Origin of the sequence: Thiohalophilus sp. (assembly GCF_034522235.1) — a bacterium.
Taxonomy (GTDB): Bacteria; Pseudomonadota; Gammaproteobacteria; order UBA6429; family Thiohalophilaceae; genus Thiohalophilus.
Genome location: NZ_JAXHLN010000002.1, coordinates 109,319 through 134,784 on the forward strand (window position 1 = coordinate 109,319; position 25,466 = coordinate 134,784).

Below are 25,466 nucleotides of genomic sequence, written 5' to 3' on the forward strand. Positions count from 1 at the left end.
CAGTTTAAGCCGTCCCGGCGGGACAGGATCGTCATCACCCGGCCAAGCGCCCGTCACATACCATTAATATAAGGAGTGCCCGGGGCGAATCTGTCGCGACTTCCCGCAACGGTGCGGTCAGAATCCTCTCAAGCCGGGATCGTGCTGAAGAGAGGCCGGCTTTGCTGAGGGGACAGCACAAGTCCATGGTGTGACTGAGTCATCGAGGTTGTGTGGTCCGGGACGGGTTGCCCTGGCTGGTAATAAGTGACTCTTTTAACTAGACTTTTGGGGCAATGTGAATTTTATTGCCACTCATGGCAAAATAGATAACAAATTTCGTTGCACATTCAAGGCAGCTGTCATTGTCCGGACATCCCCAGGGCCATGTTGCAATGAAGATAATGGACTAATTCATTGAATTCTTCTGAGTCAACAAGCCGTACAGCCCGTCGGGCCAGGCTTCTATCATCGTCTGATGGTGGTTCCGTTCGCAAGTCCCTGCGCGAACGGTTGACTGTTCTCATTTTTATTCCGTTGTTTTTCGCCACCTCGATCTGCAGCGCCGTGGAGCTGGAGTCGGATACCGACGTGGCGACGGCCGGCTATTACCAGCTGAAGTGGCAGAATGCCGATAAAAATGTCCGCTTTGAGATCGAAGAAGCCGATAACCTTGCGTTTGACGATGCCCGCCGGCTTTATCAGGGCCGGGATCGTGCGACGGTTATCACCGGCCGCCCGGACGGGATTTATTATTACCGGGCCAGAATCGCCGCTGTGGACGGGCCAACGGGCAGCTGGTCTGATACCGTGAAGGTAGAGGTCGATCATCATCCCCTGTCACGCGCCCTGGGGTTTTTCAGCATCGGCGCGATTGTGTTCATTGCGATTCTGGTGGCCATTCTGATCGGCAACCGCCGCTATCATATCAAGGAGTCTGTGTGACCTTATCGATTAATACCGCCCGCCTGCAGCAGGATATTGAAACGCTCTCGGCCATCGGTCGTCGGGAGGATCATGGCCTGTACCGTATGGCCTTTACCGAAGGCGATATGGAAGGCCGTGCCTGGTTCAAGGAGCAGCTTGAGGCGGCGGGACTGGCGGTCTATGAGGATGGTGCGGCCAACATTCATGGCCGGCTGAACTGGGATGATGAGACCCCGGCTGTGGTGACCGGCTCGCACCTGGATACCGTTCCCAGCGCCGGGCATCTGGATGGCGCGCTCGGCGTGCTGGTGGGACTGGAGTGCCTGCGCTGTATCAAGGAGCAGAATCTGCCGCTGCGCTACCCGCTGGAAGTGATCTCCTTTACGGATGAAGAGGGCCGCTTCGGCGGCATGGTCGGTTCCCAGGCGATCGCCGGTCGGTTGACCCCCGAATCGATCCATCAGGCCGTCGATCTCGATGGCGTGACATTGGCCGAGGCGATGCAACAAAACGGCTATGATGCCATGCATGCATTACACGCCCGTTATCGGCCGGAAGCGATTCATGCCTTTCTGGAACTGCATATCGAACAGGGACCGATTCTGGATCAAATGGGCCTGAGCGTCGGTGTCGTCGATGCCATCGCGGGCCTGTTCAAGTGGGAAGTGAGTCTGATCGGTACGGCCAACCATGCCGGCACCACGCCCATGCACATGCGTAACGATGCGTTTCAGGGGCTGGCGGAATTTTCCAACGAGATTCAGCGCATCCTGGAAGAGAACGGCTCGGCACGCAGTGTCGCCACCATCGGCCGGGTGGATACCAGGCCGGGTGCTCCCAACGTGGTGCCGGGACGGGTAGATTTTTCATTGGAGGCGCGTGATACCGACGAGCATACGTTGGAGGATCTGCAACACGCGTTTCGCAAAGCCTTGTCCGCCATCGCCCGGCGCCGCAATCTGATGTTCGAGTTCAAGATTCTGAGCGAACTCGCGCCGGTCAAATGCGATCTGGGTCTGGTCAATGATCTGGAAGAGGTGGCCAAACAGTTGAAACAGGAACCATTGGTGATGGCCAGTGGTGCCGCTCATGATACCCAGATGATGGCCCGCATCGCCCGTGCCGCGATGGTGTTTGTGCCGAGCAAGGGCGGACGCAGTCACTCGTCGGCCGAATGGACCGAGCTGGTGGATATCGAGCGCGGTGCCAATGTGATGCTCAATGCCCTGTATAAATTAGCCGGAGAACAGCAGGTATGACCGACGAGACATATGATCTCAGTGAAGATCTGGATCTGAATCCGGAGTTTCTGGAGGTCGACCCGCTTGAGGAAAAATACCGCAAATCGATCACCCCGGTACAGGCGATCCAGCAGTCGCTGGAGGAGCACCATACCGCCCTGCTGGTGATCGATCTGCAATATCTGGATGCCGCACGGGGTTACGGCGTATTCGCCAACGTGGATCGGGAACAGATGCCGCACGAGGCCGAAGAGTTTTATTTCGATTCGCTGGAAAACACGGTGCTGCCCAATGTGCGGCGTCTGCAGGACAGCTTTCGAGCCAACAAACTGGAAGTGATCCATATTCGTATCCAGTCCCTGACCCGGGATGGCCGCGATCGTAGTCCCGGCCACAAGCGTCTCGGTCTGCATGCGGCTCCCGACTCAAAGGAAGCGGAGTTCCTGCCCGAAGTGGCGCCGGTTGGCGACGAGATCGTGATTAACAAGAGCGCCAGCGGTGTATTCAATGTCACCAATCTGGAATATGTACTGCGCAACATGGGCGTCACCGGCCTGTTTGTCTGCGGTGTCTATACCAACGAGTGTGTTTCCACCACCATCCGCGATGCCAGTGATCTCGGGTTCTATACCACATTGATCGCGGATGGCTGCACCACGGTGACCCCCGAGTTGCATACGGCGACGATTCGTACGGTCAAGGATCGCTACTCACGGGTCATGACCACCGATGAAGCCATCAAGGAGATCAACAAGGTCGTGGCATGAATAGCGTCAACTCCGCGATACTCGACCCCAATGTCGGCTGGCTGATCCTCGCGATCTTCAGCGTCATCTGGGTCTGGCTGGGCTGGTTCTGGGGCCGCAAGGCCAAGGCGCTGGACGACTACATGCTGGCCGGCCGTCGGGTGGGGATCGCGCTGGGTACCGCCACGGCCATGGCCACCTGGGTCACCAGCAACACCACCATGGTGGCGCCGCAACTGGCTTTCCAACTGGGCATTTGGGGCATGCTCGGTTATTCGCTGGGTTCGGTGGGACTGATGCTGTTCGCTCCGCTGGCCCGGCGTATTCGCCAGCTGCTGCCTTTCGGTTATACCAGCGGTGACTTTATTCGCCTGCGCTACGGGATCTGGACCTGGCGGGTCTTTCTGGTGATCTCGCTTTGCTACGCCATCGGCTGGCTGATCAGCCTGGGCATGGCCGGCGGGGTGCTAATCCATGCCCTGACCGGGATCGATTACCAGCTCGGGATGACGGTCATCCTGACTATTTGCGTGTTGTACACCCTGCTGGGCGGCTTGCGCGCGGTCATCGGTACCGACTTTATCCAGACCCTGTTAATCATCGGCGGCGTGGTGGCGCTGGCCATCCTGACCATTAACAAGATCGGCTTTGATGCCATGCATGAAAGCCTGCTGGCCGAGCGACCGGAACTGCTCAATCTGCTGATGCCGGCCGCGGTCATGTTTTTGTTCAACAATCTTTTATTCGGCGTCGGCGAGATATTCCATTCCAATGTCTGGTGGTCTCGCGCCTTCGCCTTTCGCAAGGACGTCGGCTTTCGCGCCTACCTGCTGGCGGGAATCATCTGGGTGCCGATCCCGATCGTCGCCGGGTTTGTGGCTCTGGCCGCGCCGGCGTTGGGTCTAAATGTGCCCGCTGCGGACATGGTGGGGCCGATGGTTGCCGCGGAGCTGCTTGGCTTTGGCGGCGCGGTGCTGGTGTTTATTATTGTTTTCTCGGCACTGGCTTCCAGCCTCGATTCCCTGTTGGCGGCGACCGGCGATCTGGTTTTGCAGGATATCTATCGGGGGCATCTCAACCCACAGGCCAGTGATGAAAAACTGCGAATCATGGCCAAGCGTATCGTGATCATGCTGGGTATTATTACCTGGTTGATCTGTCTGCCGCGTATCACCACCCTGGCCAGTCTGTTGCATTATCTGGGGGCATTTGTGGCCAGCACCATCTGGCCGGTCGTGGCTGGACTATACTGGAGACGGACCACCGCCAGTGGTGCCCTGCTGGCGATGGTACTGGGGATTACCACCGGCCTGCTGGCCTATCACTTCATTGGCTTTTATGTGGCGGCGCTGGTGTCCGCCGTGGTTTCCATGTCGGTGGTATTGATCAACACCGCCCTGTCGCAAAGCCGGTTCGACTGGGAACAGTTGCGCCAGAGTGAGGAGGGCAGCCCGTCATGACAGCAAGTGTGACGTTTCTCGCAGTGGTGGTGACCGCCGCCGTGGCCATGTCCGCGGTGACACCGCTGATACTGATTTATTTATGGATAAGAGACTGGATAAAAGAGCAGTTATGGTAGATAAAACACATCCCAAACTTGATGAACGTATCGAGCCTGCCAACTGGACGGACGGGCTGGATATGCCGATGTCGCTGATGGATCAGATCCCGGAGGACCCGGCCGCCCTGGCCGATCTGGCCAATCGCTCGGTGGTCTCCGGCAAACAGTTCACCCGCGGGCAGGCGATCCAGCTGTGTCGGCTGGCGGCCAAGTTCGAGACCACCCAGACCATGGGCCAGTTTCCGCTCACGGGCAAAATCCTGATCAGTGCGTTTTATGAGCCGAGTACCCGGACCCGGCTCTCCTTCGAAAGCGTCTGGCATCGCCTCGGCGGCGACGTGATCTCCATCACCGATCCGTCGACCACCGGCGTGGCCAAGGGCGAGTCATTGCACGATGTGGCCGAGATGATGAGCCATTACGGCGATGTGGTGGTCCTGCGTGATTCCAACGAGGAAGCCATCTACGAGATGCTGGACGTATTGCGCATCCCGATCATCAATGCCGGTAACGGCACCGATGAGCATCCGACCCAGGCGCTGGCGGATATCTACGCGATTGCCAAGTGGCGGCCGGAATTCCTGATGGATAATCCGCCGGCGGACAAGAAGATTCGCGTCTGTGTAATCGGCGTACCGGGTCGCATGCGCACCGTGCGCAGTCTGTTGTCTTTTCTGGCGCTGTTCAGCCCGGCGATCAAGGAAGTGGTTATCATCTGCAATGCCGATCAGCCCTTCTCCAGCGGGCAGAAGGAGGAACTGGAGGAAGCCGGGCTCAAGTTGCGCGTGACCGCCGATCTTGACGCCCAGCTACCGGATACGGATGTGGTGTATATCAATGCTATCGCCTGGGTCGGTGACAGCTATGAAGAGCTGGGTACCGAATACCGGCTGGACAGTCACTCACCGTTAAAAGAAGGATCGATCATCCTGCACCCGCTGGCGCGCGGCGAAGAGCTGGCAACCGATCTGGATAACACAGAACACAACTGGTACTTCGCCCAGGCACGTGGCGCCGTCTATGTGCGTATGGCCATTATGAACAGCCTGGTGAGATTCTAGGTGCCAGGTGCCAGGTGCCAGGTGCCAGGTGCCAGGTGCCAGGTGCCAGGTGCCAGGTGCCAGGTGCCAGGTGCCAGGTGCCAGAGGCGTAGGTCAGGTTCCGCGCAGCGCTACCTGACGTTTTCCGTATCGGCGGGGTTGTCACGCAGGCTAACGCCAGCGTGACCTACATGACTAGTAAGGTTCTAGATTCTAGGTGCGAGGGTGTAAGGCAGCGAGTGCGAGAAATTGTAAGAGTGAGAGGTTGTGAGGAGTAAGATCACAAGCACACTCTGACGACTGACGATTCAGGACTTAAGACTCACGATTTAACAGAGGTTAACTAAATAGATTATGTGTGGCATAGCCGGAATATTTCACGCCAATCCCGAACAGAAAATCGATCCGCAGTTGCTGGTCAATATGGCGGCAATTCAGCACCATCGCGGCCCGGACGGATTCGGTTACAAGACACTGGACACGCAGGGGGTGGGATTCTCCCATGCGCGCCTGTCAATTATCGACCTCAACGAAGAGCGTGCCCGCCAGCCTTTTTTGTCACAGGACAATAACCTGTTGCTGGCGCATAACGGCGAGTTTTACGACTACAAACGGATTCGCGCCGAACTGACCCTCAAAGGTGCGCGCTTCAAGGCCAAGAGCGACTCGGAGATGGTGTTGCATCTCTATCCGCGTCTGGGGCTGGAAGACATGCTGCCGCACCTGCGCGGCGAGTTTGCCTTTGCCCTGTATGACAAACAGCACGATCGGCTGATGCTGGTACGCGATCGTTTCGGGGTCAAGCCGCTCTACTGGAGCGATACCGGTGACAAGATCGTGTTTGGCTCCGAGCTCAAGGTGCTGTTTGCCCATCCCGATGTCCCGCGCCGTTTCAATGCCAAGGGGGTATTTCATCAGTTGATGCAGACCACCGTGCCGGGGCATACCGCGTTCGATAATATCAACCAGGTCAAACCCGGCCATGTGGTCATCATCGAACGCAAGCACGGCAAGTTCCAGGTGACCGACCAGAAATACTGGGACATGGATTTTCCGTTGCAGAGCGAACGCGAGAAAAACGATCGCGATGATGAAGAGTATTACATCGAAGGCGTGCGCAAGCATCTGTTGCATGCACTTCAACTGCGCCTGGAAGCCGACGTGCCGGTCGCCTGCTACCTGTCGGGCGGGATCGACTCCTGTTCCACACTGGGGATGGCGGCGGCCAGTCAGCAATCACCGGTCAAGGCCTTCACCATCGGTTTTGATGATGCCGATTATGACGAAACCCCGATTGCCACCGAGATGGCCGAGTCGGTCGGGGCCGATCAGGATGTGATGCTGCTTAACGCCGGTCATCTGTACGAGAACTTCGAGGAAACGCTCTGGCATACCGAGCGCACGATTTATAACACCCTGGGCGTGGCCAAGCTGCTGATGAGCCGACACGTCAACAAAGCCGGTTATAAAGTGGTCGTCACCGGCGAAGGTTCCGACGAACTGTTCGGCGGTTATCCGGCCTTTCGCCGCGACATGTTCCTGCACGGCATGGATACCCTGTCGCCGGCGGAGCGGGCCGAATGGGAGAGCATCCTGGCCGAGGCCAACAAGCTGTTCAAAGGCGCGATGCTGGCCGAGGATGAGGTCAGCGACCCGGCACTGAATGATCTGGTCGGCTTTACGCCCAGCTGCCTGCAACCCTGGCTGGCCTCGGCGGTGCATGTGCCCGGCTTGCTGTCTTCAGAGCTGCGCGAGGAGGTCGAAGGTTATGCGCCCGGTCAGGCCATCGCCGAGGCGCTGGACGGTGACATGCTGGAAGGACGCCACCCGCTCGACAAGGCCCAGTACGTCTGGATCAAGACCATGCTGGAAGGCCAGATCCTCACCTGGGGCGGCGACCGGGTCGACATGGCCAACTCTATGGAGTCCCGGCCGCCGTTTCTGGATCATCACCTGGCCGAGTATTGCGCCCAGTTGCCGCCCTCCATGCGCATCAAGGGGCGCACCGAGAAATACGTGTTGCGTGAGGCGATGAAGGGCATTTTGCCCACGACGTTGTACGAACGGGAGAAGTTCGCCTTCATGGCGCCCCCCGCGCATACCGATCCGGAAAAATGGGCCGCTCTCAAGGTCCTCTCCGACAACTACCTTTCCGATGAGGCGATCGAGCAGGCCGGGATTCTGGATAAAGCCGGGGTCAAGGCGTTGTTCGATCTGCACGAGTCCGAGGACACTACCGCCTCGACGCAGGTGAAGCTCGATGCGGTGATCAACCATATGGTCGGCGTACAGATCCTGCACAAGCATTTCGTTGCCACAGACGTGCCCGCGCTGGCCCGGCAAAAGGCGGACGAGTACGGCTGGCATATGTGAGCGGGAGTCCCGAAGGACAACCATCCAGGAAAGGGGCTGCGGCCCCTTTTTTGATCGGGATTGCTACGTTGTCGGAGAACTGTGTAAGTAAGCAGGAATATTTAAATATAGTAAAAAAACAACTGTCTGGAATAAAATGATTTTTGTGACGTCCTACACACTATCAATCACGGAACCTGGGGTTAACCCGTAAAGTTGCCGATGATGGAATAAGACAAATATCCAGGCGGGAGCTGTCGCAATGAAACATTTTCAATTTTTATGTGTGCTGACCGTATTATTCGGTTTATCAGCTGTAGCCGGTGCCAGTGAGCCGCAAAACACGGACATAAACTGGGCCGGTTGCGGGATCACCAAAAAAGCCTTCATGGCCGAGCTGGCCAAATCCTATGAAGCCAAGACCGGGATTCATATCAGTCTCAGCGGTGGCGGGGCGACCAAGGGGATTCGGAACGCGGCCGCGGGGAATATCGATATCGGCGGTGCCTGTCGGACCTCCCTCGACAGTCTCGATATAGAGCGCAATGCGCACCAGATTCCGGTCGCCTGGGATGCGCTGGTGGTGGTTACCAACAAAAACAACCTGGTGGACAACATCACCTTCGACCAACTGAAGCAGGTTTATCTGGGTAATATAACGAACTGGAAGGAACTGGGCGGCAACGATGCGCCGATCGAGCTGTATGTTCGCCGTGGCAAGATGTCCGGTGTCGGTCGTACCCTGCGTGAACTGGTATTCAACAATTTCGATCAGGAGTTCAAGGCCACCTATGTGGTTAAATCCTCCGGCCCTGTGGAAAAAGGGGTCATGGGAAACATTAATGGCCTGGGGGTTACCGGCATCAGCAGCGCCAAGAAACGTGATATCAAGATCCTCAAGCTCAACGACCATGAACCCAGTTACGAGAAGATCCGAAACGGGGATTATGTGCTGTATCGTCCGTTATACCTGGTGACCAAACGCGGTTCTACCGATCAAAAGATCCGCGACTTCATTCGTTACGCGGTCAGCCAGGAAGGTCAGGAGATCATTCGCCAACAGGGTACCGTGCCCTATACCGAGGCCATGGCCCTGGTCATGAAACAACTCGACCAGTACGAACGGGCCAGTCGTTCCGGTGCCTACCGCACCAGCGCGGACAGCCAGATATAACTCCCTGTCCTTACCGGAAATGAAAAGAGGCACACCCTTGTGGTGTGCCTCTTTTTTTGTGCTCTGGAAAGTTAACGCGGAGGTCGCGGAGGCGCAAAGACGCAGAGGAAATAATTTATTTGGCAGATCACTTTCCTCTTACCTGTATTCCTGACCAAACCACCGAAGCACCGAATACACCGGAATCACTGAAAGCGAACCCATTATGTTCAGAGTAACGGTGCGTAGAACGCACCCTACGGCTGATAACACCGAGCTGGTGCCTTCGGTATTTTTTATTAGATTATGTTTCTCCGCGCCTCTGCGCCTCCGCGTCCTCCGCGTTTATTCTCAGTAACCGTGAATAGTCAATGGATCCTGATATCCCGCCGACGCGCTTGCGAGAGACAAAAAAAGAGGCGCCGGAGCGCCTCTTTTTGCTTAAGGTGGCAGGGCCTGATCAGCCGTCTTTACTGGTGTAGTAGTCGATCAGGATCTTGGCCACTTCCGGGCGTGAGAATTCTGCCGGCGGGGCTTCGCCGTTGCTCAGCATTTCGCGGACCTTGGTGCCGGAGAGCAGCACGAAGTCTTCCTTGGTGTGATCCGGGGCTTCGCACATCATCACGACCTTGTTCAGTTTCTTCGACCAGGCGGTGTGATCGGCCTCGAAGATCTCGATATCCATCGCGCCCCTGGGCACTTCGTCATGGAAGATCTTCTGCGCATCGAACGGGCCGTAGTAATCGCCCACGCCGGCATGGTCGCGGCCGATGATAAAGTGGGTGGCGCCCATGTTCTGGCGGAAATAGGCGTGCAACACGGCCTCGCGCGGGCCGGCATACAGCATGTCGAAGCCGTAGCCGGTGACCATCACGCTGTTGGGCGGAAAGTAGAGTTCCACCATCTTGCGGATCGCGGCATCGCGCACCGGGGCGGGGATATCCCCGGGCTTGAGCTTGCCCAGCAGCATGTGAATCACCAGGCCGTCGGCGCCCAGGCGATCCATGGCCATGTGGCACAGCTCTTCATGGGCGAGGTGCATCGGGTTGCGGGTCTGGAAGGCGACGACCTTGTTCCAGCCGTGTTCCTGGATCTCGTTGCGGATTTCCACGGCGGTGCGGAAGGTATCCGGGAAGTCGGTCAGAAAATAGCTGAAGTTCAGCACCTCGATGGGGCCGGAGACGGCGAAACGACCCTGGCTGTTAAAGGCGGCCACACCGGGGTGTTCGGTATCGGTTGTGCCGTAGACCTTCTGGGTCATGGTGGTCATCTGGTCGTCGGAGATTTCCTCGATCGCTTCGACATCCATGACTGCCAGTACCGGATTCCCCTCGACATTGGGATCGCGCAGGGCGATGCGCTTGGCGTCTTTGATCTCGTCCACGTTCTCCAGCAGGCAGAGAATCGGCACCGGGAAAAAGCTGCCGTCGGTCAGGGTCATTTTCTCGGCGGCGCCCATGGCGTCGGCCACGTTCATGAAGCCTTTGAGCGGGTTGAAGTAGCCGCCGCCCATCATCACGGCGTTACCGGCGGCCTGGGAACTGATGACCACTGAAGGCAGGGATTGCGCCTCTTTGCTCAATGCATCGTGTTTGGTTGAATCGTAGACAAAGCGCGGTTGCAGCTCGTCGCTACCGATAGGTTTAATCATCCGTCCTTCCTCAAGGTTGGGCCGCGTGGGCATTTTTGGTTCGGGCTGCCGTCGTCGGGGAGGGCCCGCAGAGCGGGAATCCGGCTGCGTGCAGCCCGGCGAAATTATTAGACGCCCGACTATACACCACTGCCTTCGGGGCAGAACAACAGGGATATTTATGAGGGCATTAGAATACAGGGTCAAGTGCCGAGGGACGAGGGACGAGTGACGAGGTCCAGCGGGCCGTCAAATTCTGGACTTAGTATAAAAAAGAGAGTGTCGGGCTGCGCCACCGTTAATAACGGGCAATAAAAAAGCGCCCAAAAGGCGCTTTAATATAAACGACTCGTCCCTGACAAAAGGTGTCCCGCAGGGCGCCGGTTGTAATCCGGGCTGGCCCGGCAGCACTAATCACATATTTATTATATGTGTTTAGTGCGTAACCAGGTACGGTTCGATCAGTCCGCCAGGTGTTTGAAACGGTCGTAGGCTTGTTGCCCCCGGGGATTGCCCATGTCAGCGGCGGTTTTTGCATCGGCAACTGCCGAATGCATATCGCCCTTGTGATAGTAGGCGCCGCCACGCTCGACATAGGCAGCATCATCGTCAGGCCGCAGGGCTATATATCTGTCCCAGTATGAGATGATCTGATCCCAGTCTTTGCGTTGGGCCAGTATCCAGTCCAGCAACTGGTAATAGCCGAAGCTGTGGGGATCGTATTCTATGGCTAATTTGACATTATCAAGTGCCGGTTCCAGTTTGTTCAGTTTTATATGGGCTTTTGCCTTACGGTAATAGGCATCAGCCCTGTTCGGATCGAGACTCAATGCCGCAGTGAATTTTTCGATAGCTGCCCGCTGTTCTCCGGACCTGTTCAATTCATAGCCAAGACGTATCATTTTGTCTGCCAACCAGTCTCTTTCGGAGAGGATATTTTTGTCCCATGGTGCCAGTAATTTGGCCAGGGCAATATCGGAAACTGCCGAATCGTAATCTTCCAGTTTTGAATGAATCTGAGAGCGCCAATAATAGTATTCAGCATTATCCGTATTCAGGCTAATAGCCTTATTCAGATCTTCCAGTGCAGCACGATAATTTTCGCGCTTGTAGCGAGTCTTACCTCGATCCAAGTAGGTTTCGGCTCTGTGACCATAACTGAGAGCCTTATTATAGAGTTCCTCGGCCGCACTGTATTTTCTGTCAAGATAGTTCGTATATGCGGCTTCGGTGTAAATACGAGCTTCCAGCAAATTCAGTTTTGAATTTTGGTTGACATGTTTCAGTGACTCATTGACGAAGGATTCCATCTGTTCAAAGGACCCACCCCAACGCGGTGTAATAAAGTGGAGATATTTGAGCCGTACCCTGTAAGTGGCAGGCTGAATTTCCACAGCTGCTCTGAGTACTTCTCTCATTAGTTGGTTTGGACCGCTTTGGCTCCCGAGGATACCAATGAGTATTTCATGCGCAATATATGCCTGGCTGTTGCTCTCCAGCGCTGTTTTGATATCAGTCGCGGCCTTCTCGAAAAAGGCTCTCATACGGTCGAACTGTTGCTGTTCAGTTTCGCTTGCAAATTTTCCGCCACGGGCTTGCCAGGCCATTGTGTAAAAATAATTAGCTCTGGCCAGATAAGGCTGATATTGGTTGCTGTGTTTTTCGACCCACGTGTTAAACAGTGGTTCATAATCAGCGCTTTCTATGTCAAAGGCGCTGTATGCTTTGAACATTTCATCTTCATAAGAAACATCTTTTAGGCTGGCTGTCAGGAGCTCGTCCAGCTTTTTATTCAGCTTTGAATATTCCTGATTTTGCAGATAGTTACGCAATTCAAGGTTTAAACTCTCTAAATCCGGTTCTTCTGCCTGTGACAGGACAGGCGAGGGCGTCGGCAATGTTTCGTGGGTGGGGGTTTGACTGACCAGCGAGGACTTAGATGCAGGCTGAATTAAATTTTCATAGGGAATAAAAAGGACTGTAATAATAAGCAGGGCCAGGCCGGTGAATATAAAAAAAATCCTTTTCATTAGTTATCTCCTTGTTAATTTGATTGCCCTGACGCGGTGAGTTTTTTGAGCGAGTATAAAGTACAGGTGTCTGGTGCTGGAAATGTAGTCCGACAGGACAACTCTGACGGCTTACCTCACTAATAAATATTTTCTCTGAAGGATAGTCGTTTCTGATAATCATGCAACAATTTTGTGGTTGTTATTTTGAGGGCTCGCGTCTGACTTTAGCAAACAGAGATGCAAGGAGTAATGTAGCATCACTGCGCGACAGCGGATCGCATATTCCCGTGCCCGTTGCTTTTCTGCCGACACAAAAAAAGCGCCCGAAGGGCGCTTTAATAATCAGGACTCGTCCCTCGTCACTCGGACCTCGTCCCTGACAAAAGGCGCCCCAAGGGCGCCTTTTGTTATGCCGCGTCTTCCTTGGCCTTGCGGGCCGCTTTGGCTTCTTCCGGTGAATAGGCGGCACCGGACCAGAGCATTTCGTAGGCAATTTCCTCGTTGCCGTTTTCACACAGCTCCAGGACCTGCTGGAACAGCGGCTGGAAGGTCTCGGATTTGTGCGAGTCCTCGTGTTCCTCGAAGGTGTTCCAGAAAGTAATAATCAGTGCTTCCTTGCCCTTCAGGGGATCTTCGACCGCCTGGCCGATGGTGGAACCCTCGTTGGAGACCGCACCGCTGTTCAGGCAGACAAAGCCGCCGACAAAGCCGGTGTCGGAGTGATAGGTCTTGACGTTTTCGCACAGAAACGCGACGCGCTCCTGCAGATCGTCAATCGTGTATTCGGGTTTCAGAATGACGCGGTTGACAGTCACCACACCATCATGGGGGAAATTCTTGATCAGTTCGCCAGCCATGTTGCTCACCTCCGTTACAGAGTTAGTTATTTAACACTTACTAATATAGTCGCTCCATAAAATATGTCAAGGTGAACCAATAAATCTTTTATAGCCCTGGTAATTATCTCAGTTATTACCCACATAAGGGCCTGGCGCGGGATTTCAATCCCCGCCAGGCAATTGAAAAATAAGAAAAAAGTATCAGATTTTGTGCCAGATATCGCGGACGGTCCCCGCCAGGGTCATGGGGTCAAAGGGCTTGGTAATGACCCCGACCACCCCCTGGGCGCGCAGCTGCTCCAGCTCCTGGGGCTGGACCTTGGCGGTCATGAACAGCGCCGGGGTGGTGGCCAGGGCCGGTTTTTTGCGCAGTTCGGCCAGGGTGGCGGGGCCGTCCATACCGGGCAGCATCACATCCAGGATCAACAGATCCGGCCGATAATCGTCAGCCAGCGCCAGAGCCTCTGCGCCGTTGCTGCAGAGGCACAGATCAAAGCCACCCACCTCCTGCAGAGCAAGGCGGGCAATGGTCTGGATGTCCGGTTCGTCCTCCACGTAGAGGATCTTGTGCAGCGTTGGGGTGTTCATCGGTCTTCCTGGTTATCGTCAGCCTGGGCGAAGTGGCGGGCGCGCTGTTGCAAACAGGTGGCCAGTGTTTCCAGCAGGGTCTGTTTCGAGGTGGTGCTTTTGCGCAGCGCTGCACTGACCTGGCGTATGATATCGGCGTCCGGTTCGTGGTTGGAGAAAATGACCGTCGCCGGCAGCGTCGGGTGTTCCTTGAGGGTCTCCAGCAGGGTCAGGCCCGAGCCGTCGGGCAGCGAGACATCCAGCAGGAGCAGATCGAAGCGCTGTTTGTCGAGCAATTGGCGGGCCTCCTGCAGGGTCCGGGCGCTGAAAAGCGCGACCTGATCCTGCAGCATCAGGGTGATCAGCTGTTGCAGATCCGTATCATCATCCACATAGAGCACCCGGGGTTTGTCCGGCAGATGCTGCAGGGCACAGCGCACCGATTGCAGCAGGCGCGCCTGATCCAGCGGTTTGTCCAGCCAGTCGACGATATCCGCTGCGCCCCCCTCAAGCTGATTGCAGGCGTCATTGGCAACAGCTGAGACGACGATAATCGGCAGTTGCCGGGTGGCGGTGGACTCGCGCAGTTGCCGAATCAGATCCAGGCCGTGCTGGTCGGGCAGCAGGATATCCAGCAGCAGTGCATCATAATGGTGCTGGCCGAGGGCGGTGCGTGTCTGTTCGGCGTTATGGGTAATATCGCTTTGATAGCCGTGGCGGGCCAGCATCAGCTGCAACAGGCCGGCAATATCGGCATCGTCCTCGCAGATCAGCAGGCGGTGGGGCCGGGGCGGCGTCAGGCTGATGATCTGATCCTTGATACGGGTGATCGACTGCTGCTGATAAATCGGCATATCGAAATAGAATGTGGTGCCGACCCCCGGCTGGCTGACGAAACTGATCTGGCCGCCATGTTGCTCGATGATGGCGCGGGCGATACTCAGGCCCAGCCCGGTGCCGCCGGTAATGCGGCTGTCCGAGGCGTCGGCCTGGCCGAAACGCTCGAAGACCTTCTGGTGAAACTCGTCGGCGATGCCTTTGCCGTGGTCGGTGACACTGATGCGCACAAAGTGTGGCTGAAGCCGTGCGTCGATCTCGACCCGGCTGTGTGCAGGGGAAAATTTTACCGCGTTGGAGAGCAGGTTGTTCATCACCTGCATCAGGCGGTGTTCATCGGCAAACAGTTCGACGTCGGGGAGTGCGTCGGCCAGCACCAGATCCACATCGAACGGCCGGGCGTAGGCCAGGTTGTTTTCCGCCGCCTGATTCAGAAAATCGGGCAGCCGCAACGGCTGGTAGTCGAAGGTCATCTCGCCCGATTCGATCTTGTTAATATCGAGAATATCGTTGATCAGATGTAGCAGGCGTTCGGCATTGCGGGAGGCGATGTCGATCAACGACAGGGCCTGTTGCGGCAGTTGTTCGCCCAGATTGCCACTCAACAGACCAAGCGAGCCGCGAATCGAGGTCAGCGGCGTGCGCAGTTCATGACTGACCGTGGAGACAAACTCGTCGCGTATGCGTTCGATGCGCTTGCGTTCGGTAATGTCGACGCCGATCCCCAGAAAACCGATGCAGTTGCCCGCCTCGTCCGTCATTTCGGTAATTGACAACAGCACCGGCACCCGGCTGCCATCACGACAGATATAGGTCCACTCCTGCTCATCCGGCGTGCCTCGTCTGGCCAGGGCGACAAAGGCTTCAAAGCCCGGCTCAATGGTGGTCTCCAGCTCTTCGCTCAACTCGTGGGCGCGGATTGCGATCTCCTGGGGATCATGGAACAGCATGGGGTTATGGCGGCCGATTACCTCCCTGGCAGCATAGCCCAGCGTCCGTTCGGCCGCATTGTTAAAGCTCATGATGGTGCCGGCGACATCGGTGGCGATAATAGTGAAGTTGGCGCTGTTGAGAATGGCGTTCTTGATGCCCAGGGTGTGCGAGAGCATCTCCGCGTTGGCTTTTGACTCGGTGATATCGCGCAGCGACAGCGAGGCCCCCTGCAGGGTCGGGTGGATAGCCACTTCGAGCCATTTGCCGCTGGCCGGATAAAAACAGTCAAACTGGCAAGAGCGTTCATTGCGCAGAGTGTCGTTGAGGGCCTCGCCCAACAAGGCCAGCAATTCGGGCGCTACCGTCTGCAGCGGATGGCCGACCAGTTGTTCCGCCTGCAGATTGAGCAGGCTGCGGGTCAGTGAGTTGGCATAAAGAATGGTTTGCTCGCGATCCACGGCCACAAAGGCTTCGGCAGTACTCTCCAGGATATGGCTGATGGTATTGCGCTGTTCCATCAACTGCTCTTCAAACTGGATATGCGCCAGCTCCATGCTCAGCCACTGGGCCATCAGTTGCACCAGCTCCTGTTCGGCCTGACTGAAAGGGGTGTCACGGGGCTCGGGATCGGAGAAGCTCAGGGTGCCGTACAGCCGGCCGCCGGTATAGATCGGTGTGCCGATATAGCACTCCAACGGGTGTTGCGCATAACAATGCAGATAGCGCCAGTCTGATTCCCCGGCATGGGTTACCGAAGTAATGACCTGGTGCTTCAGGGTCTGGCTGCAGTAGCTCTCATTCAGCGGATAGGTCCGGCCTTCCTCCAGCTGGTTGGCCGGCGTGCTGGCATACAAAATGGTGATCTCTCCCTGGCTGACGCGCGACAGCACACCGATTTGCAGATCCAGCTGATCGCAGCCATAGGCGAGCAGCTTGCGGGTCTTGTCGGCAAAGTCGAGATCCGAGGCGATGATGTCATACAGCCGGGCGAGCCGTTCTTCGCTCTTGCGCAGGGCCCGGGTATGTTCCTCAACCTGGCCCTCGGCATACTTGCGGCGGGTCAGGGTGCTGTTGATGACCCCGGCAATCAAAAATGAGATGGCCAGCGTGGCGAACAGGGCAAACCACGGCATCAGCGACGGTTGATCGGGAAAACGACCCGGCACCGGACGGATGAGCAGGGTCCAGTTCTGATCCAGAATGTGCAGGGAGCGCCGGTAATCGTCCTTTTTCGCCGTCAGCGTCGACAGTGAGACCTGGCGGGTCTGGCTGTCGGCGGAATGGTGAAAAAGCAGCTGATTGTTGTGATCCAGGATGATCAGATTCATGGCGCGCCTGGCCGTGGTGCGGTGGCTCAGGGCGGCGTCAATAAACTCGTTAAAGTCGAGTAACAGGGCGATCACGCCGCGCAAGCGGCGGTTGTCGGCGTGATACACCGGTAAAAACAGCCGGATCGATTGGAGTTGCTGTTCGGGCGCCTGGCGTTGATCGGGCAGTACCAGCAGTTGCCGCGCATCTCCGGCGGCCTGCAGCTGCCGGCGCAAGGCGGCATTGTCGGCCAGATTCAAGCCGCCCAGGGTCGAACGAAAACTCTCGGGTTCGGCGAACCTCACCGGATAGGCGGGCGGGTCGTCAGGCACCTGCGGCGCCCAGAACACGCCCTTGATGTAGTGATGGCGCAAGGCTACCTCGCGCACATAGGTGGCGAATTCGTGCCGTTCCACTTCGTCGGAGGCCGCGTAGAGGCCGCGCAGGCCCTGTAATATCTTGTCCAGCACATCACCTTCGGCGTGCAGCGCGTGGTAATGCTCATCAAAGGCCAGCTGCAGACTGTAATCGAGGCTCTTTTGCTGGTTATCCCGGATATAGAGGAACAGGGCGATCGCTACGGCGGTGCCCAGAATCATGATGCCCAGGCACAGACGGTTCAGATAGGCGCGAAGACCGGTTTTCTGCAAGTTGTTGTCCCGTTAGCGGCTGCTGAGAGTCGTTGGCTCACTGGAACTAAGGTATCACTGTTCGAACCGACTGGCATGTGGAAAGTGGGAAATGGGAAATGGGGAATGGGGAATGGGGAATGGGGAGTGGGGAGTGGGAGTAAACTGTAGCCTGATGAGGCCCCGCCGGCCGTCGAGCGGCCGACGGGAACAGGTTTAACGCAGATAGAGGAACAGGGCCCCGTTACCGCGACGAATATTGAGTAACAGTTGCTGACTGTTGCCGATCTGCTTGCGCATTTCGGCCAGGTTTTTGACCGGCTGGCGATTGACCGAGACGATCACATCATTGGGGCGCAGTCCGGCACTCCAGGCCGGGCTGCCCTGCTCGACCTCGCTGACCAGGACGCCTTCGATGCGCCCGTGCAGACGATGGCCTTCGGTAATGTCCGAGAAGCGGGCGCCGGTGAGATGGGCGTGCAGCTTTTCACCGCCCTGCTGCCGACTGACCGACTCTTCGACCGTGGCGGTCAGTGACAGGGTCTTGCCCTCGCGCAACACTTTCATGCGGACCTTGCTGCCGATGCGCAGCAGGCCGATGGCGTTGCGCAGGGTATTGGCGTCGCGCACCGGTTTGCCGTCGACCTCGATCACGATGTCACCGGCCTGCAGGCCCGACTTGTCGGCCGGTGAGCCGGGCGACACCTGGGTGATCACCGCGCCCCGGCCCTGTTCGAGATCGAAGGCCTGGGCCAGTTCCGGGGTCAGATCCTGGGCCTGGGCGCCGAGCTGCCCGCGGCGCACCTCGCCGTGTTCGACCAGCTGTCCCATGATTTCGCGTGCCATGTTGATCGGGATGGCGAAGCCGATACCGATATTGCCGCCGCTGCGTGAAAAGATGGCATTGTTGATCCCGACCAGTTCGCCGTTGAGATTGACCAGGGCGCCGCCGGAGTTGCCGGGATTGATCGAGGCGTCGGTCTGGATGAAATCCTCGTAGCCCTGAATCCCCAGGCCGCTGCGATCCAGCGCACTGATAATGCCGGAGGTCACCGTCTGGCCGAGGCCGAAGGGATTGCCGATCGCGACCACGAAATCCCCGACCCGCAGACTGTCAGAATCGGCCAGCGGCACGGCGGTGAGGTTATCGGCCTCGATCCGGATCACCGCCACGTCGGAGTCGGGATCGGTGCCGATCAGCTCGGCGTCGTAACTGCTGCCGTTGCGCAGGGTGACCTTGATTTGATCCGCCTGCTCGATTACATGGTTGTTGGTCAGGATGTAGCCTTTGTCGGCATCGACGATGACCCCCGAGCCCAGGCTCTGGGTGCGCCGCTCACGTGGTTGTTCCGGCATATCGAAAAAGCGGCGGAAGAAAGGATCGTCCAGCAGCGGATTGCCGCGTACCCGTACCGTGCCGGTGGTGGCGATATTGACCACCGCCGGAGTGACTTTGTCCAGCATCGGCGCCAGGCTGGGCAGCGCCTGGCCCTGGCTGTCGTGGGTGGGCAGGGCGGCGGCGTTGCCGGCAACCAGCAGCAGGCCGAGTGCCAGCAGCAGAAAATGTCGAACGGGTTTGGCGGTAGTCAGACGTCTCAAGATCGGCCTCCCTTTTACTACGGTATCAATTTAAAGCCCGCCGTGGGCGGTGTTGGCATCGTTATAGTGCCTGACTGGCAGGTAAATGTTTCTCGAGTAAATGCAAGAATATGTAAAGAATAGAGATAAGTTGGCAGTTGGCAGTCATCAGTCGGCAGTCAGATGCTGTCAGGTAGCGCTGCGCGCAACCTGACCTGCAATTTCTGCCAACTGCATACTGCTAACTGTTCACTTCGATCTTGCGGCGCCGGGCGTGGCTGGCCTTGGGCAGGCTGATGCTCAGTATGCCGCGTTTATATCGGGCTTTGGCCTTGTCCTGGTCGACCGCGATCGGCAGGGGGACGGCGCGCTGGAAGGCGCCGTAGGCGCATTCGCGGATATGGTAATCGCCCTCGGTCTGTTCCCGTTGCAGGCGTTTTTCCCCGCGCACCAGCAGGGTGTCGTCGACCACCGCGATATCGAAGTCATCGGATTCCATGCCCGGGACTTCCAGGCGCACAACCAGCTCCTCGCCCTTGTCCTGCACATCCGCGGCCAGCACGCTCCAGCGGGCGCCGCGCAGCACGCCGACATCCTCGGCGGATTCCACCTCGCCCTCGCGGTTGACCGGATTGAAGCGGGTAATGGCGTTGGCGGCCCGGTCCCGCAGCTGGGTCCAGCCCTCGCTGACGGTGTGCCAGGCACGGTTGAGTCCACGTTGCAGTTCAGCCATGGCGTTCATGGTCACTCCTTTAATATGAATGGTTACATGAAGTAGGCCGGATCAAGCCGCAGGCGGATCCGGCATCTCGAGCGTTAGCCGGTGGCTCCGCGTTGTCTGAGCCACCCTGCGATTCAGCCAGTCGATCAGCTTTCGACGCTGATCTTGCGCGGCTGCACGGCTTCCTTCTTGGGGATTGTGATCTCCACCACGCCGTTCATGCTCCTGGCCGAGATCTTCTCCGCATCGGCGGTATCCGGCAGGCTGAATCGGCGATAGAAGGCGCCGTACTGGCGTTCCACCCGCTTGTAGCCTTCGCGCTCGTCCTTCTTCTCGGACTCGCGTTCGCCCTTGATGGTCAAAATGCCGTTTTCCATGTGCACGTCCACATCCTTGGGATCCACGCCGGGGACATCGGCATGCAGGATGAAGGCGTCTTTGGTTTCCTTGATGTCCACTGCCGGAATCCAGTCGCTGGTGGCGATGGCGCTGCTTTCACCGCTTTCGCCGGTGCTTTCGAGCATCTGATCCATTTCACGGCGGATCTGGGTCAGCATGCTCCAGGGTTCATAACGTACCAGGGTCATGATTCGTTCTCCTTTATTGCAAATAAACAACGTTGGTTGAATTTATTCGCAGGTGTTGCTGTGCGCACAGTGTCCATCTGCTTGAAGGGGATATGGGTGTGAGCCGGGTTTTTATCAAGTGGGACCGGCAAATGCGTTGTCGATTCAGCCGGGTGGTGGTCGGTCGGTCTGGGGCGTTTTGGCCAAAACGGCCATAACGTGAGTAGCCCCTAACCCCCGGAGCAGCGTCCCGGGCCAATATTAGAAGCACAATATATAGTTCTGGCGGGGTAAAAAATCCGTTTCGCACCGCTTCGGCGCAGACGCCCTGATAATAGTGCAAGTTATTGTTTGTTAAGGGTAAACCCTAACTTGTAAAACAGGCGATAAAGCATTGACAGACCCCGCTGGTGGTCCTAAGCTCCTACATCAAACACAATATCTAGTGTTTGCCGGATTGAGCTGTAAACCAGTTGTACCCGCCGTACCCGAGAACGCCGCTTGCCGTAGATAACAAGGCGGTCCGGGTGATTGATTTTATTGATTTTTATCGCACCGGGAGGATCACCCTACATGAGCGCCCAGCTACACAAACTGCCCGCCGGCAGTGTCAAAGAAATCCCGTTCCAGGACGCATCCCTCGATATCTGGGACAAAAAATATCGCCTCAAGAGCAAGGACGGTCAGATCATCGACCAGAGTATGGACGACACCTACAAACGGGTGGCCCGGGCGCTGGCCGACGTGGAGGAAACCCCGGAGCAGCAGGAGTACTGGTACGAGCAGTTCCTCTGGGCCCTGCGCCAGGGCGCCATCCCCGCCGGGCGCATCACCTCCAACGCCGGCGCGCTGGCCCACAAGCCGGCCACCTCCACCATCAACTGCACCGTCTCCGGCACCATCGAGGACTCGATGGACGACATATTAAACAAGGTGCATGAAGCAGGGCTTACTCTGAAGTCGGGTTCAGGTATAGGTTATGACTTCTCCACACTGCGTCCCAGGGGCGCCTATGTCTCCGGCGCCGGGGCCTATACCTCCGGGCCGCTGTCGTTCATGGATATCTACGACAAGATGTGCTTCACCGTCTCCTCCGCCGGCGGGCGCCGCGGCGCGCAGATGGCCACCTTCGAGGTCGGCCACCCGGACGTGATGGACTTCATTCGCGCCAAGCGCGAAAACGCCCGCCTGCGTCAGTTCAACCTCTCCTTGCTGATCACCGACGAGTTTATGCAGGCGGTGGAAAGCGACGGCTGGTGGCAACTGGCCTTCCCGCTGACCGAGAAGGAGATCACCGAAGACGGCATCGATCTCAAGGACAGCGAGCAGATCATCTGGCGTGACTGGCCGGTCAAGAACAAGTACTTCACCAACAAGGAAGGGCTGGTGGCCTGCAAGGTGTACAAGACCCTCAAGGCCAAGCACCTGTGGAACATGATCATGAACTCCACCTACGACTTCGCCGAGCCGGGGTTCATCCTGATCGATCGGGTCAACGAACAGAACAACAACTGGTACTGCGAGAACATCCGGGCGACCAATCCGTGTGTCACGGCCGATACCCGTCTGCATACCCAGTACGGCATGGTCGAAATCGGTGAACTGTACAAATCCGGCGCCGAGCTGCAAACCACTGTGGATACCCGGGCGCTGGGTCAGGACGGCCGGGGCACCGATGTGCGTTCGGCGGTACCGGCCTTCATGACCGCCGGCGAGGCGGATGTCTATCGGGTTACCACCAAAGAAGGTTATGAAATCAAGGCCACCGAGTGGCATGACTTCTATACCGGTCGGGGCAAAATTCCGCTGAGTGAGCTCAAGGAAGGCGACAGTCTGCTGGTGCAATCCGGCAAGGGCCAGTTTGGCAATGAAGGTTCAAAAGAACTGGGCATGTTGCTGGGGCTGATTGCCGGCGACGGCCACTTCACCCATCGCGGTGGCGGCAAGGAGGCGGCGATTGTCAATTTCTGGGGCGAGGATCGGGTGCTTGCCCCGGCCATTGTTAACTATGTCAACTCGCTGATCGGCGATGTGGCCATGACGCCGCGCGCTTACCATGTTTCCCCGGTCGCCGTACCGGATCGCAATCACGTGTTCGTCCGCTCGGTGATTCTGGCGCGGGTGCTCGAACATTACGGTTTCACCAAACAGACCAAACTGCAGGTGCCGGAAGTCGTCTGGCGCGGCTCGCAAGAGTGCATCAAGGGTTACCTGCGCGCCCTGTTCCAGGCCGACGGCACGGTGAATATCTCCGGCAAGAGCCAGAGCTGCTCCATTCGCCTCGCCTCCAGTCACAGGAAGCTGTTGCAGGAAGTGCAGATGCTGCTGTCCAACTTCGGCGTTCTGTGCCGCATCCACAAACGCCGCGATGCCGGCGAGCGGATGTTGCCCGACGGTCATGGCGGCAGCAAGGCATACAACTGCCAGGCCGACTATGAACTGATTATCGACGGCGAGTCCCGCGAACAGTTCATGGACGAGATCGGATTCCTGCTCGATTACAAAAACGATCGTTATCGTGAATGGGCCGCCGAGCGTGCGCTGTACAAGACCCAGAAATTCGCCGCCACCATCGAGTCGATTGAGTATGTGGGCCGGGAAGCCGTCTTCGATACCACCCAGCAGGATCACAACACCGTGATCTTCAACGGGCTGGTCACAGGGCAATGCGGGGAGCAGCCATTACCGCCCTACGGCTCCTGCCTGCTGGGTTCCATCAACCTGACCAAGTTCGTGCGCAAGCCGTTCACCAGTGAGGCGAGCTTCGACTGGGAGGAATATCAAAAGGTGGTCAGCATCTTCACCCGCATGCTGGATAACGTGGTCGAGATCAACGGCCTGCCACTGGAAGGCCAGCGCAACGAGATCCTGAGCAAGCGTCGTCACGGCATGGGCTTCCTGGGCCTGGGTTCCACGCTGACCATGCTGCGCATGAAATACGGCAGCTGCGAGTCGGTCGAGTTCACCGAGAAAGTCAGCCGCGAGCTGGCGCTGGAAGGCTGGCGCACCGGCCTGGCCCTGGCCGAGGAAAAAGGCCCGGCGCCGATCATGGAGCAGGAGTTCAAGGTCACCGCCGACATGCTGCGCTGGCGCCCGGAGATGAAAAAGGACGGCATCAAGGTCGGCCAGAAACTCAAGGGCAAGGTGCTGCAGGCCCGGTACAGCCGCTATATGCAGAAGATGGCCGAGGTGGATCCGGAACTGGTCGAGCAGATCGCCGAGAAGGGCGTGCGCTTCACCCATCACAGCTCCATCGCCCCCACCGGCACCATCTCCCTGTCGCTGGCCAACAACGCCAGTAACGGCATCGAGCCCTCGTTCGCGCACCACTACGCGCGCAACGTGATCCGCGAAGGGCGCAAATCAAAAGAGAAGGTCGACGTCTTCTCCTTCGAGCTGCTGGCCTACCGCGAGCTGGTCAACCAGAAGGCGATGCCCTACAGCGAGGAAGAGGAAGCGAAACTGCCCGACTACTTCATCACCGCCGAGGACATCACGCCCAAGGAACACGTCGACATCCAGGCCGCCTCGCAGAAGTGGGTGGACTCGTCCATCTCCAAGACCGCCAACGTCCCGACCGACTACGCCTTCGAGGACTTCAAGGACATCTACACCTACGCCTATCACCAGGGGCTGAAGGGCTGCACCACCTTCCGCTTCAACCCCGAGGCGTTCCAGGGCGTACTGGTCAAGGAAAAGGACCTGGAGAATACAACGTATCGCTTCACCCTGGACGACGGCACCGTGATCGAAGCCAGGGGCAACGAAGAGATCGAATACGACGGGGAAACCCATAATGCGGCGAATTTATATGATGCCCTCAAAGAAGGGTACTATGGGAAATACTAGTCTGAGCGAGGCGGATGACCTGATGCGGCGTTGCAGCACTTCCCGAAAATGCTCACGTATTGACTTATACGCTGCGCTTTTCGACAAGCACTGCGCCTTGCCTCAGGCTCATCAGGCCTCACTCAGGACACGAGTCAGTAGAGGCCGTAAAAATTAGATGTAGGCCGGACTATTCACCCTTACGGGTACAAAGGTCCGGCAAACAAACAACCAGATGTGAACAGGTCGGGCTGTCCCGACACACAAAAGAACAAGCGAGAGGAAAACAATCATGGCCATCAGAATCGATAGCAAGATCGCCGCCTACGAGGTCGTCAAAGAAGACGACGCCGACGACCAGGCCGCCGAAGCGGCGCTGAAAGAGAAGGCGGAGGCGGAAGACAATGTCATCCACATGCACGAGAAGCTCGAGCGCCCCGAGATGCTGCTCGGGTCTACTTATAAAATAAAAACCCCGCTGACCGAACACGCGCTGTATATCACCATCAACGACCTGATCCTCAACCAGGGCACCGATCACGAACTGCGCCGTCCGTTCGAGATCTTCATCAACTCCAAGAACATGGACCACTTCCAGTGGATCGTCGCCCTGACCCGCATCGTCTCCGCCGTGTTCCGCAAGGGTGGCGACGTCACCTTCCTGGTCGAGGAACTGCGCTCGGTGTTCGATCCGCGCGGCGGCTACTTCAAGAAGGGTGGCAGATACATGCCCTCGCTGGTGGCCGAGATCGGCGACGCCATCGAATGCCACATGCGCATGATCGGCCTGTTAAAAGATGACGGCCTGGACGAACACCAGAAAAAACTCATCGAGGAAAAGCGCGCCCAGTTCGAAGGCGCCAGGCAAATGGTCGAAGACTCCGAGGAAGCCAAGGGCGACTTCCCGGCCGGGGCGCAGTTGTGTGGCAAGTGCAGTACCAAGGCCGTGATCAAGATGGATGGGTGTTTGACGTGTTTGAACTGTGGCGATAGCAAATGCGGTTAAGAGCGGCGCGAGG

Annotated in this window: 18 protein-coding genes; 10 read left to right on the top strand and 8 right to left on the bottom strand. The window is 57.5% G+C overall.

From position 1 onward, the window contains the following. The first annotated feature begins 492 nt into the window (after positions 1-492). The 8 genes from U5J94_RS00715 (at position 493) to U5J94_RS00750 (ending at position 9,020) form a co-directional block, all read left to right on the top strand. Complete coding sequence (locus U5J94_RS00715) at positions 493-924, top strand: hypothetical protein (RefSeq protein ID WP_322563731.1); 432 nt, start codon at positions 493-495, stop codon at positions 922-924. Next, the gene (locus tag U5J94_RS00720) at positions 921-2,165 is read left to right on the top strand and encodes a Zn-dependent hydrolase (protein WP_322563732.1); all 1,245 of its coding nucleotides are present in this window, start codon (positions 921-923) and stop codon (positions 2,163-2,165) included. The genes U5J94_RS00715 and U5J94_RS00720 overlap by 4 nt, the downstream gene beginning before the upstream one ends. Continuing rightward, on the top strand, positions 2,162-2,914 hold the full coding sequence (locus tag U5J94_RS00725; RefSeq protein ID WP_322563733.1) for an isochorismatase family cysteine hydrolase: 753 nt from the start codon (positions 2,162-2,164) through the stop codon (positions 2,912-2,914). Before U5J94_RS00720 ends, U5J94_RS00725 begins: the two co-directional genes overlap by 4 nt. Beyond that, positions 2,911-4,353 (top strand): sodium:solute symporter family protein, encoded by a 1,443-nt coding sequence (locus U5J94_RS00730; protein ID WP_322563734.1) that lies wholly within the window; start codon positions 2,911-2,913, stop codon positions 4,351-4,353. The genes U5J94_RS00725 and U5J94_RS00730 overlap by 4 nt, the downstream gene beginning before the upstream one ends. Continuing rightward, positions 4,350-4,472 (top strand): hypothetical protein, encoded by a 123-nt coding sequence (locus U5J94_RS00735; RefSeq protein ID WP_322563735.1) that lies wholly within the window; start codon positions 4,350-4,352, stop codon positions 4,470-4,472. Before U5J94_RS00730 ends, U5J94_RS00735 begins: the two co-directional genes overlap by 4 nt. Beyond that, positions 4,466-5,515 (top strand): hypothetical protein, encoded by a 1,050-nt coding sequence (locus tag U5J94_RS00740; RefSeq protein WP_322563736.1) that lies wholly within the window; start codon positions 4,466-4,468, stop codon positions 5,513-5,515. Before U5J94_RS00735 ends, U5J94_RS00740 begins: the two co-directional genes overlap by 7 nt. Positions 5,516-5,848: 333 nt before the next feature. Continuing rightward, the gene (asnB, locus tag U5J94_RS00745; protein ID WP_322563737.1) at positions 5,849-7,867 is read left to right on the top strand and encodes an asparagine synthase (glutamine-hydrolyzing); all 2,019 of its coding nucleotides are present in this window, start codon (positions 5,849-5,851) and stop codon (positions 7,865-7,867) included. Between the two features lie 241 nt (positions 7,868-8,108). Continuing rightward, positions 8,109-9,020, top strand: coding sequence for a phosphate ABC transporter substrate-binding protein (locus U5J94_RS00750; protein WP_322563738.1), 912 nt, complete (start codon positions 8,109-8,111; stop codon positions 9,018-9,020). 439 nt (positions 9,021-9,459) lie between these two features. Here the strand turns inward: U5J94_RS00750 and sat are convergent, their stop codons facing one another. From sat to U5J94_RS00790, 8 genes are all read right to left on the bottom strand, one after another. After that, complete coding sequence (sat, locus tag U5J94_RS00755; RefSeq protein WP_322563739.1) at positions 9,460-10,650, bottom strand: sulfate adenylyltransferase; 1,191 nt, start codon at positions 10,648-10,650, stop codon at positions 9,460-9,462. Between the two features lie 440 nt (positions 10,651-11,090). Next, positions 11,091-12,659: a tetratricopeptide repeat protein gene (locus U5J94_RS00760; RefSeq protein ID WP_322563740.1), complete on the bottom strand. Its 1,569-nt coding sequence runs from the start codon at positions 12,657-12,659 to the stop codon at positions 11,091-11,093. A gap of 389 nt (positions 12,660-13,048) precedes the next feature. Further along, on the bottom strand, positions 13,049-13,498 hold the full coding sequence (locus U5J94_RS00765) for a hypothetical protein (RefSeq protein WP_322563741.1): 450 nt from the start codon (positions 13,496-13,498) through the stop codon (positions 13,049-13,051). Positions 13,499-13,681: 183 nt separating this feature from the next. Further along, positions 13,682-14,068, bottom strand: a complete 387-nt coding sequence (locus U5J94_RS00770) for a response regulator (RefSeq protein WP_322563742.1) — start codon at positions 14,066-14,068, stop codon at positions 13,682-13,684. Then, entirely contained in the window at positions 14,065-17,775 is a 3,711-nt protein-coding gene (locus tag U5J94_RS00775; protein WP_322563743.1) for a response regulator, read from the bottom strand. Before U5J94_RS00775 ends, U5J94_RS00770 begins: the two co-directional genes overlap by 4 nt. 195 nt (positions 17,776-17,970) lie before the next feature. Continuing rightward, entirely contained in the window at positions 17,971-19,353 is a 1,383-nt protein-coding gene (locus U5J94_RS00780) for a DegQ family serine endoprotease (RefSeq protein WP_322563744.1), read from the bottom strand. Between the two features lie 220 nt (positions 19,354-19,573). After that, positions 19,574-20,074 carry an Hsp20/alpha crystallin family protein gene (locus U5J94_RS00785; protein WP_322563745.1) on the bottom strand — a complete coding sequence of 167 codons (501 nt, stop codon included), beginning with the start codon at positions 20,072-20,074 and terminating at the stop codon, positions 19,574-19,576. Positions 20,075-20,199: 125 nt separating this feature from the next. Next, positions 20,200-20,640 (bottom strand): Hsp20/alpha crystallin family protein, encoded by a 441-nt coding sequence (locus tag U5J94_RS00790; protein WP_322563746.1) that lies wholly within the window; start codon positions 20,638-20,640, stop codon positions 20,200-20,202. A gap of 552 nt (positions 20,641-21,192) precedes the next feature. Here U5J94_RS00790 and U5J94_RS00795 point away from each other — a divergent pair. Then, positions 21,193-24,468, top strand: a complete 3,276-nt coding sequence (locus tag U5J94_RS00795; protein WP_322563747.1) for an LAGLIDADG family homing endonuclease — start codon at positions 21,193-21,195, stop codon at positions 24,466-24,468. Positions 24,469-24,739: 271 nt separating this feature from the next. Further along, positions 24,740-25,453 carry a hypothetical protein gene (locus U5J94_RS00800; protein WP_322563748.1) on the top strand — a complete coding sequence of 238 codons (714 nt, stop codon included), beginning with the start codon at positions 24,740-24,742 and terminating at the stop codon, positions 25,451-25,453. Positions 25,454-25,466 lie beyond the last annotated feature (13 nt).